General features: G+C 49.2%; 11 protein-coding genes. 9 read left to right on the top strand and 2 right to left on the bottom strand.

The features are described 5' to 3' along the window. Positions 1-767 precede the first annotated feature (767 nt). Positions 768-1,187, bottom strand: a complete 420-nt coding sequence (locus tag QSV34_RS03180; RefSeq protein WP_289151924.1) for a hypothetical protein — start codon at positions 1,185-1,187, stop codon at positions 768-770. A 186-nt stretch (positions 1,188-1,373) separates the two neighbouring features. On the opposite strand from QSV34_RS03180, the gene QSV34_RS03185 reads away from it, so the two are divergent. The 9 genes from QSV34_RS03185 (at position 1,374) to QSV34_RS03225 (ending at position 14,866) form a co-directional block, all read left to right on the top strand. Continuing rightward, on the top strand, positions 1,374-5,147 hold the full coding sequence (locus tag QSV34_RS03185) for a tetratricopeptide repeat protein (RefSeq protein ID WP_289151926.1): 3,774 nt from the start codon (positions 1,374-1,376) through the stop codon (positions 5,145-5,147). 187 nt (positions 5,148-5,334) lie between these two features. Further along, a complete protein-coding gene (locus QSV34_RS03190; RefSeq protein ID WP_289151928.1) occupies positions 5,335-9,360 on the top strand; it encodes an RHS repeat-associated core domain-containing protein in 4,026 nt (1,341 codons plus the stop codon). 36 nt (positions 9,361-9,396) lie between these two features. Next, a complete protein-coding gene (locus QSV34_RS03195; RefSeq protein ID WP_289151930.1) occupies positions 9,397-10,056 on the top strand; it encodes a hypothetical protein in 660 nt (219 codons plus the stop codon). An 82-nt stretch (positions 10,057-10,138) separates the two neighbouring features. Then, positions 10,139-10,567 carry a hypothetical protein gene (locus QSV34_RS03200; protein ID WP_289151932.1) on the top strand — a complete coding sequence of 143 codons (429 nt, stop codon included), beginning with the start codon at positions 10,139-10,141 and terminating at the stop codon, positions 10,565-10,567. Next, a complete protein-coding gene (locus QSV34_RS03205; RefSeq protein WP_289152007.1) occupies positions 10,482-11,129 on the top strand; it encodes a transposase in 648 nt (215 codons plus the stop codon). Before QSV34_RS03200 ends, QSV34_RS03205 begins: the two co-directional genes overlap by 86 nt. 166 nt (positions 11,130-11,295) lie before the next feature. Then, positions 11,296-11,445 carry a hypothetical protein gene (locus QSV34_RS03210; protein WP_289151934.1) on the top strand — a complete coding sequence of 50 codons (150 nt, stop codon included), beginning with the start codon at positions 11,296-11,298 and terminating at the stop codon, positions 11,443-11,445. Then, positions 11,442-11,684 (top strand): hypothetical protein, encoded by a 243-nt coding sequence (locus tag QSV34_RS03215; RefSeq protein WP_289151936.1) that lies wholly within the window; start codon positions 11,442-11,444, stop codon positions 11,682-11,684. The genes QSV34_RS03210 and QSV34_RS03215 overlap by 4 nt, the downstream gene beginning before the upstream one ends. Before the next feature lie 70 nt (positions 11,685-11,754). Continuing rightward, on the top strand, positions 11,755-12,891 hold the full coding sequence (locus QSV34_RS03220; RefSeq protein ID WP_289151937.1) for a permease: 1,137 nt from the start codon (positions 11,755-11,757) through the stop codon (positions 12,889-12,891). Then, positions 12,884-14,866: a CRTAC1 family protein gene (locus QSV34_RS03225; protein ID WP_289151939.1), complete on the top strand. Its 1,983-nt coding sequence runs from the start codon at positions 12,884-12,886 to the stop codon at positions 14,864-14,866. Before QSV34_RS03220 ends, QSV34_RS03225 begins: the two co-directional genes overlap by 8 nt. A gap of 43 nt (positions 14,867-14,909) precedes the next feature. Here the strand turns inward: QSV34_RS03225 and QSV34_RS03230 are convergent, their stop codons facing one another. Then, complete coding sequence (locus QSV34_RS03230; RefSeq protein ID WP_289151941.1) at positions 14,910-15,866, bottom strand: DUF3179 domain-containing protein; 957 nt, start codon at positions 15,864-15,866, stop codon at positions 14,910-14,912. Positions 15,867-15,942: the final 76 nt, after the last annotated feature.

Here is a 15,942-nt window from a genome sequence, read left to right on the forward strand (position 1 = left end):
AACACACTCTTTCGCAGGCGGCCACTCTCAGCAGTGCGGAACAGCTGTACAACAAATCGCTGCTACAACAAGGCAGTGCAGAGCCACTGCTGGCAGATCTGAAACGCCTGGCAAACAATACGGATCAGCCCGCCACGGTTCGCGCAAATGCATGGCACGCGCTGTCTCTTGTTCAGTGGCGCCGGGGAAATTTGCCTGCTGCCAATAGTGCAGTTGACCAGGGCCTGCAACTGGCGCAAAGCGCTGCCTTGAGCTTACTGAAAGCTCGCCTTCTGGATATTGATGGGCAGTTTGAGGAAGCCCTGGGTTGGTATAAAAAGTCCCTTCCTTTGCTTGAGGAAAAAGACCGCGAGCCGATTCTGCTGCGGGTGGCCCTGATGAAATCCAGCCTCGACAGTTCAGCCCTGTCACGTTTGGCTGGCAATCAGCAAATTGGCTCCCGAAACTCGTTAGCGGTGGCACTTGCTTTGAAGGGCAGGGTAGATGACGCCACTGATTTATATCGCATCCCTGAAAGTCTGCCCCCTGGCCAGCAATATCAGCACCGGGTGCGCCTGGCAAACTGGCTGATACGAGCCGATCAATTCAAGCGCGCACGGGAATTGTCCCGCAAGGCTATCGCTACAGCGCCGACGACTCTGGACAGACGCTATGCCATCGGCTTGTTGGTTGAAACCCATCGGCAGGAAAATACCTTATCTGCGCTGATTGACGAAATGCAGGCCCGCCCTGATCTCAGTGATGATGAGCGCAGTGTGTGGCTTGATTTACTTCATGACACCGGCCAGTTTTCCAGGGCCATCAAAGCCTTCGAGGCCAGCGGAAAAAACTGGCAGCCAGAGCATCGCAATAAAATTCTTGTGCTGTACAAAGAGGCCAATAGCGATGACGCGCTTGAGCGAGAGCTGCATGCTTTGATTGAGAGCGAACCGGCTGAAGTAAGTTGGACAGAGGGTTTGAGCGCTCACTATCTGGAACGCGAACTGCCCGATATGGCCGCTGAAGTCTGGCAGCGTTTTATTGACCGCAATCAATCGCCCCAGGTGCTGCTGATGGCCGCGCAAGTTATTTCCCGGCAGGGCCTGGAAACTCTGGCAGTTTCCGCGGCCCTTAAAGTTCAGCAGCAAGAGGGTGAGTTTTTTCAGGGAACGCTTGCGTTGTTTGAGCTGTACTACGGTTGGGGGCAACTACAGAAAGCAGCAGCCGAGCTTGACAAACTGGATCGCCAGTTGCCACCCAACAGCCTGCTGCGGCGGTCGCTGGCAGACAGTTATGAATGGGGCGGAAAACCGGAAAAAGCCTTGCATGTTTTGCGGGCACTGTCTGAATCCGGCGTAGAGCTTGGTGTTGATGGTGACACCCGGATAGCCTGGTTGCAGCAATCTCTGGGGTATAAACAGGAGGCTCTGGACAGTTGGTACCAACTGCTCGCCAAAACCCCGGACAGCCAGCGCCGCCTGGTGGAAGGCAATATATTGATGCTGGCGGCAGAGCTGGGGCAGCTGGGAAAGACGGCGGTCGCTCTGGAAGAAAAAGTCATCAATAAAACTGCCGACCAGAGAGAAGTGAGTTTGTTGATACAGCTGTACAGCAAGGTGGGTGATTCGGGATCGGTTATCGAGATTATTGAAGAATACTTTGATGACGACAGTGCCGCTGGAAATTTGCGGGTGTTAAGGGAAAAGCAAAAAGTTCTGCAACGGGTGGGGGACGACAAAGGCTATCAGAAACTCACCCGAAAATTGCTGCTGGAAGACCCAGAAAATCAAATACAAGACCTGGAATCACTGATTCTCAGCCTGATAGAAGAAGCGGCTAACACCGGTTCTGAACCGGTTGAATCAGAATTGACCGCTTTGCTGGATCAATACAAAAAGCTGGCTGACCCCCGGCAAATTGAAGAATTTACCGCAAGCGTATACCAGCTGGCCGGGTATCTGGATAAAGCGGAAAGCGCCTACCACAAAACGATTGCTTCGCGACCGAACGATGGGGCCAGCTATTTGGTGCTCAGTAACTTGATGTCGCGGTTGGGGAAAACCCGGCAAGCGGCCAGGATTCTTCAATTTCTGGCCGAGCGAGCTGAACGGGATGACCTGTTTGTGATGGCCATTGATGGCTTGTTAAACCTCAGGTTGAACCGCCCCGGTGATTTGCAATGGGCTCAAAGGGTGACGTTGGAGCGGCTGACAAGAAACCCCGAAAAAGACTTTTTGTATACGCTTCTGGCTGATATCGCCGATGAGTCCGGTGATGTGGATATGCAACTGACCGCTTTGGAAAATTCACTGGCCAGCGCCAAAAGTCGCAGGGGAGTGATTTTGCGGGAAATGATTGTATTGACCGAGCCAAAGCTGGCCGGGCTTGGTCGAAATGCCAAAAAATCAGATATTGAAGAAAATCTCAAGTACAGCCGCCGCTTGCTGTCTCTGGGACAGGACTTCCCGCCAGATGTGTTTGTCAACATTGGGCACAGTTTTTTGCTGGGTGGTGAATCAGAAAATGCCATGCGGGCTTTTGAGCAGGCAGTCAATATATCGGAAGACAACCCCGATCTGATACTGGATATTGCCCAGCTATTGGAAGCGGAAGGGTACGACAATCTGGCTCTGAACCTGTATTCAAAAGTGCGTGTTGCCAATGGCGGGAATTTGCGGGTATTGAAGCGGATTGCTGAACTCAAAGAAATTGAAGGTTTGAAGGGGGCGGCAAATCGATTGTATCTGGATGGTTTGAGCAAGGTGATCAACAGCCATAAATCAGTAGGCCAGGATCATCAGGTAGCCTATGAAACTCTCGTTAACTCCAGCTTGCAAAACCCAGTGAGCTTGCGGCAAAACCGTACATATAACTATCAATTCAAAGACGCCTTTATACCCCTCAAAAATGGTTTTCTAAGGACACTGGCTGCCAACAGAAAGCATGCTTTGGATACATTGAATACTTTATACCGTAGCGAATTGTCGGTGGTGAGCAGCGCGGGCAATCTGCAATACAAAGCTTTGGAGCACTTTCCAAGACTGAGCCTTTTATCTCAATTATTGCGCCACAGCTATCTGTCAGAACACAACTACAAGCTGGCTGCTGAATTGGATGCTGAACTTCACCAGCGATTCCCCAAGGATCGGGCTTTGAGTCATCAAACCGTTGCTGTCCGCTATAAATGGGGGCTGCTTGATAAGCAGGGTCAATACCCCGAGATTGCCATAGTGGATGCAGACGCTGAAACACTTCCACCTCTACTGGGTCAACTGGTTGAGAAAAACAAGCCGACACTTCCGGATGTTGAGTATCAATCACCAATCTTTGATGTGACAAAAAGTTCGGATGGCAATAGATTTCGGGTCAGGTTGAATCAAATGAACCTGTCTTCATCCAGGTTGCTGAGTCTATACCGGGAACTGGTCAGAGAAGGAGAATATGCCACCGCCATTTTTCAGGGCAAAAAACACCTTTCGACACCAGACTTTTCACGACTTTTGCGCTATCTGGAAAGGAACAGCAAGCGTAATAAGGCTGGTCTGAGCAAACTCATGCAGTCTGTCAGAGCCAAAAGCAGTTTCGATGAATTTTGGCAGGCTATTTCCAATGTGGTGGACATCAACGATGTCATTGCCCCGGCGATTGTTAAGCATTGCCTTGAAAATAAAGCGATAAAGTTCACCGATGTCCACTACTTTTTTTCGGTGATGGATGATAGCAACCGGATTAAACTTCTTGAGCACTTTCAGGGTGAAATAGAAACAACTCCCTGGCTTATCACATCGACTCTTTTCCCGATTCTGCAAACTCAGGCCATGGGGCAAGTGGAGCAAAATTTGTGGCTGGGTATCATGCAGGGTCGTTTGAGAGCCTCTGACCAGACAAACTGGAAAGGAGTCCCCGAAGCACTATTTTCCGTAAGCGCGATACCTGCCAATAAAGAAGTTGTCAGAAATTTGCGCGGGGCTGTATCCCTCTCGGAAGCTGAGAAGCAGATGTCGAGTCAGATTTTTTCGCTGCTGGATGATCGTCAATCTGGCAGAATTTCTGAAGCAATAAAAAAGTCTATGGAGTTATACCAGTCCGGTTTATTTCGTAACGCGTACTCTTCCTATAGTCAATCCAGTGAAGGACTTGCACAGGCTAAGAGGCAATATATTGAGGGCGTACTGAACCCTTTGGCCAAAATCGACAAGATGGCTTTTGAATCTTACTTGAATAAAAACAACGAGCAGCAATTTTTGGTATTAGAACTTGATATAAAGCAGCCAGATAAAAAGCCGCAAAGTGCTCAGAGTGAGGGTGTTGGCCTTGTTCGCCAGCTCAGGGGCAACCAGAGAATGTACGCACGTTTTAAAGAAAGAAACCGGCTGGTGGCCCTGACTAAAAAAAATGATAAGGAAGCATTGGCTGGCTTTGTCAGAAAGCTGTTTCTGGATGCCGTAATCAAAGATACATCATTTGATGCTAATAACAATTCTATTAGTACTTATCAACTGGTTGATATGAAATGGCCTTCTAAAGCAAAAGCTGTGAGTAATATTTCCGGCATTGATGAAAAGGAGTGGCAGGTGCTGTCATGGATGCCGTCAATGAAAGGAGAAGATAAAACCTTTCTGGAAGAAGTGTCACAATATGACTTCTTTGTGGATTTGATCGGTGAACTCTATTCTGGTTTGGCGGTAGATGATGGTAGTGATGTCAATAAATTTGCCGCCATCTATGCGCAATCTCTGATTCGTCAAAATAAAGCTGAAGCAAAAGCAGACAGTTTATTCAGTTTGGCGGCAGCGGGAGAGGCAAATCGAAAAGATATAGCGCTGTGGATGCATTTGTTAGAAAGGCAGCCACAATTGGCAGGTAAGGAACAGCTGCAGGCTCTAAAAAATATCGCTCAAAACCAGTTGGGCTTAAGCCATTTCAATGTGAGAATGATGGCGCGTATTTTCTCCCGTTCTGGTGAAAATACAGCTGCGCTAAATGCTTATCGATCGTTGCTTTACGCGAAAATCCCGGTGTCGAGCATTAAACCTTCTTCATTTGAGCAAGTAGTTGTTGCTGAAATTCTCGCTGAGGCCGAGAAGAATCTTGCTGTGGAGCAGTATGAAGTGTTGGTGAATGAAATTGTCAGGCTAAGCGGGAGCTCAGAATCCAGTCATCATTGATGGCCAAGGCAGCTTGCCAGTGTTTAAGGGTGGGGCGCTGCCAAAAGGGCGATTGTCAAAAATTTATCAATAAATCGAAAAAAACCGTGTGGGTTTTCAAAGTTGATGCGTTAGTTCAGTAAGGCGACCGATTTGATCGTCGAAAACCCTTACAAAATAAATTTCACAAGGATTAAGGAGAGCCGTGATGTCCCGTTTACCCACGCTGATTATTGCCGTTGCAATCGCCGCTTTGGCAAGCTCTATCCAAGCCGCCACATGGCCTTCACAGATTGATCGCACCGAGCTCGACAGCGCCACCAGTGAGGTGGAAGCCAGGAGTTACTTCTATAGCCAGGAAGACTTCCTTAGCCCACAGACCGGCTTCTCTCTGGTTCGTGTGTACGATTACTACAATCCGGTAACCTCAGATGAGAGCCAGCCCATCCGGCACGGTTGGACTTTTTATCACTACAAACACCAGTCACTGGAAGCGCTCACTGTTACAGATGCGACAGAACCTGATATCCGATTGTCTGGGCAGCCCCCTGGCGATTACATACTGATCGCCAACGGCCTGTTTGCCTTTCATCGCCAGGGGCAAAACTGGGTCAATCTGAATGCCAATGCTCAGGACATTACCCTGACATTTGCGCCCGGTCACTCCACGGGTGATGGACGCTGGACGTTGAACGCGCGCAGTGGCGCTGTGTTTGTGTTTAACGAACAAGGCCAGCAACTCGAATACGCCCGTAACGACAACTACTACAGTTATTACTACAACAATCAAGGCTTGCTCAGAGCCATTGAGTCCGCCGCTGGTGGTCGCTTGCAGTACCACTACAACGCCCAGGGCTACCTGGCGGGTTTTACCAACCCCGGCAACGAAACCACCCGTTACGAATACGATGGCCAGGGGCGTTTGGTTGCCGTAGTCTACCCGGACGACACCCCGCTGGATAACAGCGACAATCCCACCGAACACTACCAATACGGCAGTACAAAGGCTCCACAACTGCTCACCGCCATTGTCTCCCCGCGGAATCAATTGATTATGGAGGGGCAATACAACAGCGCTACCGGTGGCTTGATGTACAGACAGGTCAAGCAATATCCCAGTGCAAGGCCAGTCAATACTGAAAACAACCGTGTGGTGCACTACTGGTCTAATGGTCTGGAGATGGTTAGTGACAGCCAGCAAACCCGGCTTGAAAACGCTGGCCATACCATCACTGACTTGCAAGCTATTGAAGCCACACTGGCTGAAGCCCGCGAACAAGGTCACTACGTCACTCGTATTACCTCAAATCGCACTCAAACCACCTGCACTGACTGTGTGGTTTACTCCGACACCCGTTTTGGCGTGGATTGGACGCACCTTTCCATAGAAGAGCGCAGAGCCAATGGCGTGACCGTACAACGTATATTCCTGCCCGGTGTTCCACGGATCATCATGCCCCGGCCCTTGATCAGCGAGCGGCAAACCCGCCATGGCCAACTGGTGGTAGAACGTATCTGGAAAAACGAGATCAGCAACAATCTTCTGCTCAGCGAAGAAACCTCCGGCCGCCTAACCACCTACCATTACGACGAAAACGGCCGCCGCACCAGCCAGATCGTTGCTGATACAACGAAACCGGACGCGAAGCCTCGTATCACCAGCTACCAATATCAGGGTGGCCAGCTGACCCTGCTGGATGGCCCTCGCACCGACGTCAATGACACCACAGCATTCGAGTACGACGGCGAAGGCAACCTGATCAAAGTCACCAATGGCCTCAACCAGTCCACCCGCTATGAGTACGACAACAACAACCACCGCATCGCCACCATTGATCCCAATGGTCTGCGAACGGAGGTGACCTATGGTGTTGGTGATCGTATCCTCAGCCGCACTCTGGCTGCAGGCAGTGACGATGCCACCACCACCAGCTACCAATACGACGTCGACGGCAATTTAACCAAAATCACCCTGCCCACCGGTCAGATGATTGCCCGTCAATACGATTCCCTGGGGCGCGTTACCCAAATCAGCGACGCCGACGGTAACCGTATCGACTACCAATACGACGCCAACGGAAACCTGATTGAGGGGGCCGTGTACGACCACCAGCAGCAAAGCCTGGTGCAAGTCGCGCAACAGGCCTTTGATGACTTTGGTCGTATTGTCACCCGCGGCAATGGCGACGTAGCCTATCAATACCAAGGTGGCAGCGAAGCCCCCAGTGCCATCACTACCGGTAACGGCGACAACACCCAACTGGAGTACGATAAATACAATCGCCTGAGCAAAAGCATCGATGCTATGGGTGGAGAAACCCGCTACCAGTACGACGAAGCGGGCAATATCACCCAAGTGACCGACGCTCGTGGCGTTACCACCGGCTTTGAGTACAACGGCTTTGGTGAACGTACCGCCGAGCATAGCCCCTCAAAAGGCACACTCACCTATAAATATGATGAGGCGGGCAACGTCACCAAGGAAACACGTCAGAACGGTATTATCATTAAACGGAAGTTCGATGAGCTGAATCGCCCGACCCAAGTGGTGTTCAAACAAAAAGACCAGGAAAAGAAACGCCTGAACTACATCTACGACGATTGCGACAATGGCATCGGCAAGCTGTGCAAAGTCAGCGGCGTTGGCAGCACCACCCGCTACGACTACGACCTGCGCGGTAACTTCAGTAAGGTCAAAACCAAACTCCACGACGAAGCCACTGCCAACGTCACCAAATACGAATATAACCAACACAACCAGCTCACCAAACTGATCTACCCCAGTGGTTTGAAAGTGCGCTACCACTACAACAGCAGTGGTGCCGTCAAAAAGATCACAGCTAAACAAGGTGACAAAAAATACACCGTTGCCGACAACATCCAGTACCGGCCCATGCAAAACGGCCTTAGCCAGATCACCTTCGGCAACGGCCTGACCACACAGCTGGACTACAACCAACAAGGCCAGCTCACTCGTATTGCCACCGGTGATGTACAAGACCTGAACTACCAGTACGACGACAACGGCAACATCACCCAGATTGACCGCCCGCTGAGAACCGACTGGCTGCAGCAGTTTGAATACGATGCCATGAACCGCCTGGTCAGCGAGTCACGGGAGCTGCAAGAACTGGGTTATGAGTACGATAGTGTGGGTAATCGCCTGGTTAGAACCAAACAGACAGAAGCGGAAGACGGCGCAGTTACTACCAAGACCAAGGCGTACCACTACGCCGAAGCCTCAAACCGCTTGGACAAGATCAACAATCAAGAGCTGATTTACGACCCTAACGGTAACCTGATTGAAGATAAAGACGGCAAGCGTCGATTCGAGTACGACGTGACCAACCGCCTGACCAACTACTTCAAAAACGGCGAACACAAGGCCAGTTACACTTACAACGCCTTTGGTCAGCGGATCAAAAAAACCATTCGCCGGGCCAGAAAAAATGACGACGACCATAAATCCATCACCTTCACCTACCTGCCAGAAGGATGGTTGGTCAGTGAGGATGGCCGTGATGAAAACAACGCCAAAGGCTGGACGCGAGACTATATCTGGTTAAGCGGTAAGCCGATTGCTCAGATCAAGAGTATGTTCAAAGCCAGCGGCGACATCAAAAACCAAACCATCAGTTATATCCATACGGATCACCTGAATACGCCGAGAATAGCTACCGATAATAACCAGACTGTGACTTGGCGTTGGGACAGTGACGCGTTTGGGGGGCAGAGAGCAGATCAGGATCCTGATAACGATGGCAAGAAGGTTAAAATCAGCCTGCGGTTCCCTGGGCAATACTATGACAGCGAATCCAAACTGTATTACAACCACTTTAGGGATTATGACTATAGAAGTGGAAGGTATATACAGTCTGATCCGACTGGCATACTCTCCAATCATGATTATTTATACAGCACCTTTGGCAAGCAGTCCGCAGTAAGGGGGGTTGTACATATATCAGAAAAAGAACTCAATCATTCCTATGCTTATGTTAAGCAAAACCCTTTACGATTCATAGATCCAACGGGACTTAGGAATCCATCGCCAGCTGAAATTGTTCGGCCCTGCATAAATAAAAGCTCGGCAGAGGCATGTATTGGTTGCTGCACAAGCACTTATAGGTTCAACGCAGGATTTGCTTCAATATGTAATGCTGAGTGCCATTTGAAACAAGCCAATGGTGGGTTTGACTCTGGAGGTGGTTCAGGTGGTTCAACCGGTTGCATCTAACAAATTTAACGCATTGATTATTAAAGGATGAAGCAAGTGATATTTCTAAGATTGCCTTTTCTGCTAATACTAATTAGTGGCGCTAGTGCTCTCAGCTATGCTGAAGGTGTGGAGGTATACTGTAGTGAGAGCCCAGAACATGTCGAGAAAAATAGCAAGTCATCGTATGACGAGCTTACGTTTTCTAGATGGTACGGGTGGTTTTTTCATAGATCTGGTTTAACAGGGGAGGACATCCAAATATTTAAAAGAATTATCTCAGGAAAAGAAGAAGTTACTCATGAAATCTACAGCTCTTTTGGCAGAGAGGTGCTTGATGTATATAAAGAGTTTGAAAATAGATATCCTGAGATGGTTTTTATTTATGGATTTGAAAGTCAGTTGCTGTCAAGGTTTACTTTTCTTGAAGGTGGAGGACTGGTAGATGAAGATAAATATAAAATGATTGAAGTTTTATATAATCAGAGAAAATCTATCAATTTCACACAGAACGAGATCGAATACTTTGTGTGGACAGGAGGTCAGCCCGATAAAGAAAAAGTTGAAGGTATATCTTTTGATAAATTTAGAGGTATATTCGCCAAGGTTGATCCAATATATAAAGATATCCTTACTCCTGAGCAGTATGTTGTGTATGTAGGCTACCTTGATAACTATAAAGCTACATATAAGTTACTCGAGCTGATGGCGGATTGATCCAAAATGCAGATCACAGATCAATGGGCTCAGACTTGAATTGAATTTTAACTAAATCAGTTTTCCTCCAAGGAAGGAGTCTTTGCAGTTGATTTCAAAATTTTCGCTAAGCCTGAACAACAAACGCCTATGGCTAACATCAATCCTGGTGTTGGCCATAGCGCTTACTTTCTGGACAGGTTCCCGCTACCCCAACCTCTCTGAAAAAGCCACCATGGGCGGCTATGCTCAAGTGGAAAGCCCCCTGAGTTTTGATTCGGTTCAGGATATTCAAGCAGGTGACCCAGCCTATAAGGAAATCCTGTTTACTCTGGTGCGCGTAATAGGGGACGTAGCACGTTTTTTTGAAGGATTGAATATTTTCAAGGATGAAATTTATGCCAAGAAGAAGCCGAATCAGTATCGCTGGCGTACCCCACCATATCATCCAGCGGGTCAACAACCGATCAGCCTGTTTTTATACGGACGACGACTACCTGTGTTATCTGGACTGGTTGAAGGAATACAGTGAAATCAGCCATTGCCAGATTCACTCTTATGTTCTGATGACGAACCACGTCCACTTGCTGCTGACGCCGGAATCGAAAGCCAGTGTAGGGAATTTAATGCGCCGCCTTGGCCAGCGGTATGTGCAATACATTAATCGTACCTATAAGCGTAGTGGTACGCTGTGGGAAGGGCGATTCAAGTCCTGTATCACCAATGAAGAAGATTACGTGCTGGGTTGTTATCGATACATTGAGCTGAATCCTGTGCGCGCAGACATGGTATCTCACCCAGCCGAGTATCGGTGGTCTAGCTACAGAGCTAATGCGCAAGGTGAGAGTAATGAGTTAATCGTTCCTCAATATCTTTATAGCCGCTTGGGGACTGATGCTAGTGCCCGAATGCGCCGCTACAGAGAATTGTTTCGCCATCATATTGATCCAGGTTTGGTGGGCGATATCCGGCAGGCAACTAACGGAAACTATGCCCTTGGTAGTGAGCGGTTTAAAGATGAGATTGAGTTGGCAGTTGGTCGCAGAGTCAGACGTGGTGTTTCGGGGCGGCCAAAGAAGAAAGTGGAAGACTGAAAGGGTGAAAACTGTGCTTACGTCCCCTATTACGCGCGTCCCCTATTACGCGTCATTCAATGGGGTATTACTGTAACAGGTACTGACCTGATAATAGGTGGCCTGATAGCGACAGTTCTTTCAATTGGTGGAGATTCGGCAACTGTCGACGTAAGGCCTGAGCCTGATGATGACTGTGGTTGCTGGAGAATTCTTGAGCAGCGAAATGGTTGGTGGGATGGAGATTATGTATATTATGAGTACCTCGATTGCTTGCGTGATTGTAGAGCAAGCCAAAATCAAAACAGTTGCAATTAAACTGGAATTATTGAAATGAAAAAAGATTTAGCCGAATTTGTAGCGAATATAGCTTTCAAAAATTCATCAGAGTTATCAAAATTGTTGCCATTGCTAAAAGAACAGCTTGATCAAGACGAGTATGGTTACTACGTTCAAGCTTTTTCTGAAGCTTTAAATATTATAAGCATAAAAATTTTATTGAAACTTTTTGAAGAACACCCTGAAATTGATAGAAATATTAAAGAAACCATTCAAAAGTTTGGAAAATTGCCTTAAAAAAATAATAGGGGACGTAGTGAAGCTCCCTCTGTTTAACTGAATCAGTTTTCCTCCAAGGAAGGTGCCTTTGCAGTTAATTTCGATATTTTCGTTGAGCCTGAACAACAAGCGCCTATGGCTAACATCCATCCTGGTGTTGGCCATTGCTGTTGTATTCTGGGCAGGTTCCCGCTACCCCAACCTCTCTGAAAAAGCCACCATGGGCGGCTATGCTCAGGTAGAAAGCCCCCTGAGTTTTGATTCCGTACTGGATATCCAGGCAGGCGACCCAGCCTATAAGGAAGTTCTGTTTACTCTGGTGAACTGGGCGGTGGAAAATCGCAAAGGCATGGTGTTTGGTTTGTGCTTGGGTGCGGCCTTACTTTCCCTGATTAACTTGCTGCGCCGCCGTGGCTCCAATAACGGCTGGCTCAATGCGTTGATTGGTATGGGTAGCGGCTCGGCGTTGGGTGTTTGCGTTAACTGCGCTGCCCCGGTGGCCAAAGGAATGCACAGTGCCGGTGCCCGGCTGGAAACCACCTTGGCGGCCATGTTCAGTTCGCCAACGCTGAATGTGATTGTGCTGACCATGGTGTTTTCCATCTTTCCGTTATACCTGGCACTGATCAAGGTGGGCTTAACCCTGTTGTTTATTCTGGTGGTGATTCCCTTATTGTCGCGCACGCTGTTCTCCCAGGTTCGCGCCGGCACTTATCTGGATATGGCCTGTACAGTTGAGGGCACTGCTCGCATACCTTCCGAAAGTTGGGGCAGGGCATTGCTGGGTGTTATTGCCGAATTTGGCAAAAGCCTTTGGTACCTGATAAAAACTACCGTGCCATTGATGATTCTGGCGGGTTTGTTGGGTGCCGCGCTGGTGACTTTTCTGCCGCTGGATAGCTTGCTGTTATTGGAGATTGGCTTGCTGGGCGCGTTGATTGTGACGCTTGTGGGTCTGTTTCTGCCGTTGCCCATTGCTCTGGATGTGGTAATTGCGGCCTCACTGTTATCAGCGGGCCTGCCGGTGTTTTATGTGTCCATTCTGTTGCTGGTATTGGGCACGTTTAGTATCTACCCATTCATGATTGTGTGGCAGTCCATGTCTCGCACCGTTGCGGTGGCACTGAGTCTGGCACTGGTGGTACTGGCCATTGCCGGTGGCTATCTGGCGGACTATCAGTACGAGCAGCAATTAAAGGCGTTGTATGAGTTTACGGTTGAATAACCTTTTTGCCGCTGCGGTGGCTATGGCTTTATGGGTTGGCTGCAATGGGGTAAATGCCGAATCCAATCCAAACGATACGGCAAGCAACCACACTGGCCACCACAACAAAGCGTCAGTTTCCATTACCTTTCAGCCGTTTCAAAAGCCCAGTCCAGCGGGTGGCACACTGTTTACTCGAATGGAGGGCAGCCAGGTTGGTATTCCCTATGCCAATATCCTGACCTCGGCGCAATTCTCACCACCCTGGTGGAATGGCCGGGGTGTTGCCTCTGGCGATATTGATCGGGACGGTTTCATCGATATTGTTCTAGCCACCGGTTCCGGGATTCAGATTTATCTCAATCGATCCACCAACAAGGCCATTCATTTTGAACGCCAGCCATTGTCGCTTCCTGATATTGATTCACTGGATGTGTTTGCGGCTGCCTTGGTGGATATCAATAACGACGGTTGGCTGGATCTGTTCCTCACCAGCTATATGAAGGGCAATCGTATTGTCCTCAACACGGAGGGGGAGTTTTTGCCTGCCTCTATACAGACGCCACCAGCCTCACCTTTGCACCTGACCGCAGCCCTCGGTTTTGGGGATGTGGACAACAACGGCTACCTGGATGTAGCGCAGGGCAACTGGTTTATGGGGCACCTGAAGCCCAAGCCGCCTGCCGCCTCAGACAATCAATTACTGCTAAACGATGGCCAGTCTTTTTCTGTACAGCCACTGAAAGGCATTACCGGGGAAACTCAATCACTGCTACTCACGGATTTTACCGGCGACCACAACCTGGACTTGATGGTGGGCAATGATTTCGAGGCACCGGATTACTACTATCAAGGCAATGGCAAAGGAGAGCTAACTCCAATTTTATCCAGCGATGGGCGCATACCACATTCCACCGCCACCACCATGAGTATGGATACGGCGGACTTCGATAATGATCTGGATATGGATATATACGCCGCACAAATTGCGGCTTCGGCCACCGGCGAATCCACTCGTTTGCCTACCAGGCCCTGGGCAGAGTATTGCGCACTGATTATGGATAAGGTCGTGCGCCAGGGCTGCGAAAACGCCGTAGCGCAGCGGCAATTGTTTAACTTCGGCCCCAAATTTCAGCCCAACGATATTTTGCAGTGCAAAACCCTTACGAATGACGACGACAAAAAGGGCTGTATGGCTACGATGTTGATGTTGGCGGCCATCAGAACCGGGGACAAACGCCTGTGTCAGCGCATTCCTGCCGGCCAGGAAGCCCTGAAAACAGCGTGCGAACACGCTTTTATGCCGTCAAGCGATTCAATTCAGGAAGCCTGGCAACAGGCGATACCGGTTACTGCCAATACCAATGTGTTGCTGCAAGCCAATGCCGATGGCCGCTTTACCGATCAGGCAAAAGAACTGGGCATACCGTCTGCGGGTTGGAGCTGGACGGCCACTTTCGCGGATTTTGATAATGACCAATGGCAGGATATTTTTGCAGTTAACGGCGACTGGATGCAAAACCGGGGCACCCCGGCCAAGGTATTTTTTCATAACCAGCAGGGGAAAGGTTTTGTGGATAAAGCCAACGAGTTTGGTCTGCAGAACCATATGATCCAATCCGCTTACACCAAATTCGATGCGGACAATGATGGCGACCTGGATTTGCTGGTGAACTCCGTTAATGGCCCTATGTGGTTCTATCGCAATAACCAGCAAGCTAACCATTCAGTAGTTTTTGAACTGCGTGACGAGCTGGGTAATTACTTCGGTTTGGGCAGCAAGGTGATTATTCGCTATGGGAGTGGCAAGCACCAACTGCGAGAAATAAAAGCCGGTGGCGGCTTTTTGTCATTCGATCCGCCAGTGGCTCATTTTGGATTGGGTGACTACAGGCATATACAGTCCGTTGAGGTGATTTGGTCAACTGGCGAAACAACGGTTTTGAATGAGGGTTATAGGGCCGGGGGCAAGTACGTTATTCGCCGGCAAAGATAGCCTGTCATCGCGAAGTCGCGTAGCGACTGTGGTTTTGAAATCCTTATTGAACCAACTGCGTCTGCGGGTAAAAAGCGTACCAGGCAAACCAGAAAGTGCGCAAAAGCGGTAAGGGCTGACCGCCCTCCAAGGCAGCGGTAACACTGCCATCCTTGCCAACAGTAAATTCTACAGCCTGTTGGTTCAGTAAATGTTTATATTCCCCCGACTTTTGTAACAATCCCTCTTTAATCGCTATCGGCTGTCCATCTATTATCACGCCGTATACCGGGGTTTTGCGAGTCAGGCGTTTGTCCTCTGCGGCCACTGGGTACAAAAGGCGCTCTGAATCGTCGTAGTCACCATACAACGTGCCGGTAGGGAAGCGCCGTAAATTGGCCTTGTCCCGCGCATCCGGGGCCAGTACCTCGGCGTTTGGGTGGTGTGCTTTTACATTGGCCCAGGTGATTTGCTGTACTTGCAGGGATTCCAGGCGGGTGCCAGCGTTTGTGCCGACGATGGATTCCCCCAAAATTTGATTCCACAGCTGGTTAGTCTTGCGGTCATACATCACCAGGTCGTTGTTGAGCAGCATGCCGGAAACGCCAAATTCCGTTTCCTGGCCATTCACTTCGGCCACAAAGGCCACACCAGAGGCGCAAAGGGGGCAATAGGTCACCACAACTGGTATATCGCCAAAACGGTCATTGACGATCTCCCGGAAGTTAAGAATTTTTTTTGGGTAAGCCCGTGTGATGCCGTTGTAGTGCAGTAGCACCACAGAATCACTGTCCCGCATAAACGTTGTATCTTTAACGTACAAAAAACGAGGCTTGTCGATAGAGCGAATACAATCCCTGCGTTGGCAACCGGATTGCAGTTGATAAGGGTCTATGGTGCTGGGTGTATCCGCAGTGTATTTGAACGTGTGAACCAGAATTCGGGAAAGGGAGCTGCCTTCTTCACAACTTCCTTGCAATGAAACAAGCAGAGCAACAACAGCGATTATCCAGCGAAACATGTCAGTTCCTTCTTTAAGAGCACGACCTTCGATTATAAAAGGACTGCTGCTCCTGTGTAACCTGTTGCCATAATCT

Origin of the sequence: Porticoccus sp. W117 (assembly GCF_030341905.1) — a bacterium.
GTDB lineage: Bacteria > Pseudomonadota > Gammaproteobacteria > Pseudomonadales > Porticoccaceae > SCSIO-12696.